Below are 6,274 nucleotides of genomic sequence, written 5' to 3'. Positions count from 1 at the left end.
TCTGAACCGTCGTAAGTGCCGCCCTGACAAGGTGTGTTCATCCGGCAGGACCAGGCGGCACCCTGGTTGTGATGTCCGCCAGAAGCGCCACCCTCGGCCTGATTAGCCCATCCTGGGAGTTTCGTCCCTCCATTGATCCCGTCGTTCCACACTTCCCAGTCATCGGGAACATACAACTCATACCGCGCGTGTGCTACCTCTGGCTCGTAGCCAACTGCGTTTTCGAGATAGACACGTTCATTAATGCCGTCGGTCTCTCCCTCGGGATAGTTGACCTGGAGTGCGTCCCCATCCCCATCACCCGTCCGCACAATGTGGCAGCGTTCGGCCCTCGTCGTCTCCCGGAGCTTTTGCGAGTGATAGTCCGGCTTGGGTTCGCCCTCGCTCACGCCGGCTACAGGCGCGTCTCTCGGACTGTCAGTGAGAGGCTGAATCTCGGCGAAGTTATAGCGATATTTGCGGCTCTGAGAGCCGCCGGACGAGTAAATCCCGTGTGTTGCGTCCAGGGCTTCGCTCTTGACGGGATAGTCGACGATACGGCGACCTCTCTCGTAGACGTTGCCGCCCGCAGCACAGACGACCTGATAGCCCGAGTCAGATTCAAGCGAACTCGTGAAGCGAACTGTCCGATCAGTGATCGGCTGAGACTCAATTATTTCGCCGGGTACCGTCTTGAGGTAGGCCATCGTCACGCCGCTAGTCCGATCGGAGAGGCGACATTCCAGCCCTTCGAGGGCCTGTTTCGTGCGGATTCGGACGCCAGAGTGACGTGTCTGTCCCTTTTGCGCGCTCGAGTCTTCGAGGAGACCCAGCGGCTCAAGTTCTGGTTCAGGTGCGGGTTCAGGCTCGGGCTCCGGTTCGGGAGTAGGCTGAGTGTCTGGTTCGTCTGGCTCTGGTTGTTCGTTGTCGTTGCCACTGTCGTTGTCTGTCCCCCCAAAGATGAGTTTGAGGAGTTCAAGGAGTGCGTTAAACATGGTGTTTCACCAGTGATTTGACTGCGTGGCGGCGAATTGACTCGGAGTGAGAACCGTCAGATTGCGACTTACAATATCGCTCAATACCGAGTCATGGTCTGCGGTTGTGATCTCGTCGTCTGTCGTTCCAACCGTATGCCAGCCCAAGACGAGAAGGTCGTTATAGGTCTCGGCATAATCCAGCATCGTTGAGACGCCCGCCGTATCGCTACGCGGGAACCAACGATTCATCGTTAACGGCGATGTTGGGGCTGGCGACGTGACCGCGCTTGACTTAGACCCTGTGGTGAACGCTAAGTCCGCATGTTTCTCCGTTGCTTCAACCGCTGTGGTATCGTAATTCCCACCCCTGTAGTACACCACATCGAGACCGTTCGTGACGCCGTTCTCGATAAGCTCTCGCTTCGCCGGGCGGAGCTGTTCATCAACCTCAGATTCGGTCATTCCAGTCAGATCAGTGTTCGTGACTTGGTGGTTGTTCACGTCCCACCCCGCAGCTTCGAACTCTCCGATCTGGTCCCACGTCATGTATCCCGAATCACCAACCGAACCAGTCATTACACCGATCCCGCCCGGTAAACCGTACTTCTCGTGATTCGGAAGCGCGTTCTCATAGACCGAACTTCGCCCATCGTCGTAAGTGAGAATAACAATACCCTTGTCTAAGCCTTCGACGAACCGTAGATCATCGAGATATACGTCGATCCCGTTCGAACCGTCATTCGTGATGATCCGAACATCTACCTCGCTAACAGCCGTGAGGTCGACACCACCATCGTTCGAGACGCCAAGATCATGCCGCGCCCACTCGCCGACCGCGTTCTTCTGAGCGTAGAGATTTCGGTGGGTAACGGTATTCCCGTTCGAATCTCGATATCGGACTTCAACCCGAAGTAGCTTATCGACTGGTGAGCGAGCACTGATCGACGGGTTGATGTTCGTTAGGTCAACTGCCGAACTAAACGTGTATCTGATAACGGCAGTATCGCTATCCGGAGAAGTCAGATGGCCGCTTTGACTCCCACGGTACACGTTGTTCGTCGATGCACTCAACGACCCGACAGAGACATACCACTCAGATAGATCCTCGAACAACGAAGCAGCGGGAGGCATCGTTGCCACAGGCCCACCGCGTGTCGAATACCACGATTCAACGTCACGTTGTGTTTGGAGTTCGCCAGTCGTATCCGTGGCTGTGATCGTAGCTGTATCAGCGTCGACAGACTCCGCAGTCAGTGCATCGAACGTTCCATCCTCGACAATTATCTCGATCGTCGTATTCGCGTTGTCGTCATTGTAGTACGTCCCTGGATCGGTTGGCTCACTGACTTTACTGATACTGCCAATGTTATTCGCTAGGATGTCTGCTACGTCGTCACTGACCTCTGCATAGGCGTTGTCGGTGAACCAGACTTCTTCAGAGATTTCGGGAATCTTTATTCGGCGTGATACTGGAGTTCCATCTTGGAGTGTGTTACTACTCTCTAACCAGGTTGTCATTGTTTAATCGTAGTACTGTAGGATTACTTTTGCAACACGTCGTGCCGATTCCTCTGCGTAGTTATCCCGGAAGGAATAGGGTTGTTCGAGTTGGATACCGTCATCACCTGACTGGGTTATCTGATTGACATAGTTGGATGTATCAGTCCCACTCAGAGAGTCACCCTCCCCAACAACCTCCGCCGTTGCTCCGCCGAGTTCATTCAGAGAGTCCACTATTTTTTGCTTGACGGTATCGGGGGCTCTACCCCCAACTAATACTGTATCTCCCGAATAGCCGTGGAACGACACTGCGGCAGTATATCCGACTGATTCGAGTCTAGTCAGCCCAGGATACGACGAAGAGCTAACATCAGTAGATGTGATGTGCCAGCGGTCAAATGCTCCGTTGACCCCACCATGACTATCGCAGACCCACAAGGAACTGTTTGCAAGATACTCGTGACATTTGCGGGCCTGGTACCCTGTGTTATACTCTACATCGCCAGCATGGGGGGCGGTTGCGACAAACTCATGAGAAGGGTGTGATACGGTTTGTTCCCACAACTCTCCTCGTGAATCTGCTTCTGCTTCCGATTTACTCGTCTGATGAGGGATACTCGCGATGAACTCGCAACCGAACGTATCGGGGGTTGTCGTGTTGCTATCATAGAGTCGATCGCGAGCGGGCGACCCCATCCGGACGTATTGACTACCACTATCGTCGTGAGTCCGTGCGATTGTGTAAGACGCGTCGTTACCGTTATCGGTACTCGTGAGACGGATATTGTCTCCGACGACTAACGGAATTGAGTCCAGCCAAGTACCGTCGACGCTGCATAGCTCTTGGTCAGAGTTGATGTCCCAACCAGACAACCCTTGCCGGACTTCTCCTGAGTATACTCGCACGGCAATCACCCAAGAACGTGGTTTGTTCCGTTCGAATCTTTGTACTCTACTTGTGAGTCGGTGGTGTCAAAGAATAGAGTGCTATTGGATGGGGCAGTGTCATCAGAGTATTCGGCAAGATCCCCAAAGTCATTCCCACCGAGGCTAATTTTATCACTCGGAGTGACTTCGAGTCCGTTGTTGTTATTGTTGATTAGCTCTGCGCTCGATGATGCCGCTGCCTTGAGACGCACATTAGAGCCCGAGTTATCGAGCCATCCGACTGCGCTTCCATTCCGAAGGACTCGAAGCGCCGACTCAAACGAATCATCATATGATCCTACGTCGATGTCACGGACGTGCTCAAAAGAGGCATTCCCAGCAGCCGGGTCGAAGTTGAGGATACCCGTAAACGTCCCTGCATCGACGGTCCCAATACGTCCCATACCCGTGTCTGGCTCGTGCTGGGACCGAATGCCGTTATCTTGATCTCCACCAAGATGGAGAGTCGGGAAGTACTGTGAGCCAGCGGCCGTTAGGAGTTCGAGAAGCGCATCTTCTCCGTCCGTATCAACACGTACGGAGCCAGTGAACGTGTCTCCTGCGAGTTTCGCGAGCTGGTCGCCGTGATAGCCGTCGACTGTGTCTGCGTCCTGGCCTATCTGCCTCCATCCAGATGCACTTTCGTCCCAGCGATAGTACCCGACATTGCTCGTCGTCGATCCGTCTGCGAGCGTAATCGAGTTCGTCCCATCGTGCAGGTGGAGTGTGGTGTCCGAGCCACTGACTTGTGAGAGGTCAGTCGGAAGGACAAACATCTGCTCGGTGCTCAGATCATCAATGTCTCCGACTTCGGCAGTAACAGCATCGAACGTACCATCCTCGACAATTATCTCGATCGTCGTATTAGCGTTGTCCTCATTATAGTACGTCCCCGGATCGGAGGGTTCCGAGACTTTGGTGATACTATCGAGGTTATTCGCGAGGATATCAGCTACGTCATCACTGACCTCTGCATAGGCGTTGTCGGTGAACCAGACCTCCTCTGATATCTCGTCAATTTTGATTCGGCGCGATACTGGTGAACCGTCTTGAAGCGTGTTACTACTCTCTACCCAAGTTGTCATAGTTTAATAGTGTCGCAAGTTCCCTTTCGATGCCATACCTTATCCGGAACATCAACCCAGAACATGGTTGTTGCCGCTCGGGTCTTTGTACTCGAGTTGAGAATCTGTGGTATCGAAAAACATCGTATCGTTCGGTGGTGCCGTATCGTCGGAGTACTGGGGCATATCACCTACGTCATTCCCTCCGAAGCTAATTTTGTCACTCGGTGTGACCTCAACTCCGTTGTTATTGTTGTTGATGAGACGGACACTTGAGCCAGATGCAGATTTCACTCTCAAGTCAGACCCGGAGTTGTCGAACCAACCAACCGGGCTGCCGTTCCTCAAAATCCGGAGTGGATTGTCGAACGTGTCATCTTGCGGCCCCACATCCATATTGAGGATATTTCCAGCGCTGAAATCAATCGTTCCGCCGGGAGTAATCTCAATACCTTGGTCGCTATTATTGATAATCATAGCACTTGAACCCGATGCGGCCTTTAATCGAGCGTTTGTGCCAGAGTTATCCAACCAACCGACGGGTGATCCATTCCGGAAGATCCGTAAAACGGATTCATATGTATCCGTCGTAGTTCCAGCGTCTAATGCTTCATATTTAGATATTCCAGGGACTGGTTGGCTGGAACTCCCTTGACCGCTGAAAAACTCCCAGTCCCCTGAGTCACTGTCCCAGCGCCACGTGATATTCTGGTCCGTCGCGTGATAGAGTTCATCGTCATAGTCTCCCGTCGACGGGCGGTCGGCAATCGGGCCGTGGACAATCGCGTGTTTGTCGACGGCCTGGACTGTGTCCGTGTGATCCCATGACTCCCCTTGGCTATACGTGTCGAGTCCTAATCGTGATGTCTGATCTGGCATTATTATCTCTGCAGCCGTCCCGCTCGGGATTCCGCCCGTGTCGTTTCGGTTGTGATGCTATCGGTGGACGAATGTCGGAAGGTTAATCTATTCGGATAACTCATCAAAGAACGGCAGGGGGGATGACGCCTCATCGACACAAATCTACTCCTCTGCCAGCTCACCCACCTACCGTATTCTCTGAGGAGAACAATTCGTCACATATCCTGGCCGGCCGTAAAGTCGTCAGAATCGATTATCCGGTAATCGCTGCCGTATATTTCTGTGACAGAATTGAACCAGAATTGATGTCCGGCCTCGTCCGTGTCCGGACTGCTATCCTCTCCGCTGATCGTGCTGATGAAATTCCCCGTGCCAGCATCCCATAGATGGCACTCAATGTACGGGAACTGGCTGAGATCGACGACAACACGATGATAGTTACCGTTGTCGTTGAATCCAGTGAAAGACTCTGCATCCCCAGTCCCCCCATACACGGTGCTACCCTGCTCGATGCGCCAGTAACCGTCCGTAAAGCGCAATCGGATGTGATTGCTCGGATAATATCCGTCACAGAGGAACGAAAACCGGAACTGGGAATTTGATCCCCACGTCGCGGGCCGAAGATAGATTTCTGCGATTTGGCCCGTTCGAAGGTAGTTCTCGAGGTCCACATCCTGCATGCTTGAGTCGTAACCGGAGTTGTCCGATGCGAGATTCGAAGCGTCGTTGGGATTGTCGTACGGGAGCCAGACCGCGTCCGGGTTGTCGTAGCCCTCGTTGCTGACGATCTGCGGGAGTGTTGCCTGTCCCGTGTCCCCGATATAGTAGCCGAGAGACGACCGATCAAAGATGTCGATCGGGATTTCAGCCACGTAGACCTCGACGCCGTTGACGTAAACAACATCCGCAGGCTCCCCATCTGGGAGTTTCGGCGCAGTCTCGTTACTGTTTGTGAGCCACGGCATG

General features: G+C 53.5%; 4 protein-coding genes and 2 pseudogenes. All 6 read right to left on the bottom strand.

The window, feature by feature from the left end:
* A pseudogene (locus C484_RS22975) lies at positions 1 to 974 on the bottom strand (hypothetical protein); the annotation flags it as partial.
* 6 nt (positions 975 to 980) lie between these two features.
* A complete protein-coding gene (locus C484_RS10325) occupies positions 981 to 2,474 on the bottom strand; it encodes a polysaccharide deacetylase family protein (protein WP_006825887.1) in 1,494 nt (497 codons plus the stop codon).
* Between the two features lie 3 nt (positions 2,475 to 2,477).
* Positions 2,478 to 3,152, bottom strand: coding sequence for a poly-gamma-glutamate hydrolase family protein (locus C484_RS25000; protein WP_152422695.1), 675 nt, complete (start codon positions 3,150 to 3,152; stop codon positions 2,478 to 2,480).
* A gap of 215 nt (positions 3,153 to 3,367) precedes the next feature.
* The gene (locus tag C484_RS10320; protein ID WP_006825886.1) at positions 3,368 to 4,468 is read right to left on the bottom strand and encodes a hypothetical protein; all 1,101 of its coding nucleotides are present in this window, start codon (positions 4,466 to 4,468) and stop codon (positions 3,368 to 3,370) included.
* Between the two features lie 585 nt (positions 4,469 to 5,053).
* Positions 5,054 to 5,326: pseudogene (locus tag C484_RS22295) on the bottom strand (hypothetical protein); the annotation flags it as partial.
* A gap of 197 nt (positions 5,327 to 5,523) precedes the next feature.
* On the bottom strand, positions 5,524 to 6,273 hold the full coding sequence (locus tag C484_RS10310) for a hypothetical protein (RefSeq protein ID WP_006825884.1): 750 nt from the start codon (positions 6,271 to 6,273) through the stop codon (positions 5,524 to 5,526).
* Position 6,274: the final 1 nt, after the last annotated feature.

The organism is Natrialba taiwanensis DSM 12281, assembly GCF_000337595.1.
GTDB classification, from domain to species: Archaea; Halobacteriota; Halobacteria; order Halobacteriales; family Natrialbaceae; genus Natrialba; species Natrialba taiwanensis.
The sequence above is the reverse complement of the archived record's forward strand: the minus strand, read 5'-3'. Positions and strand labels throughout refer to the sequence as shown.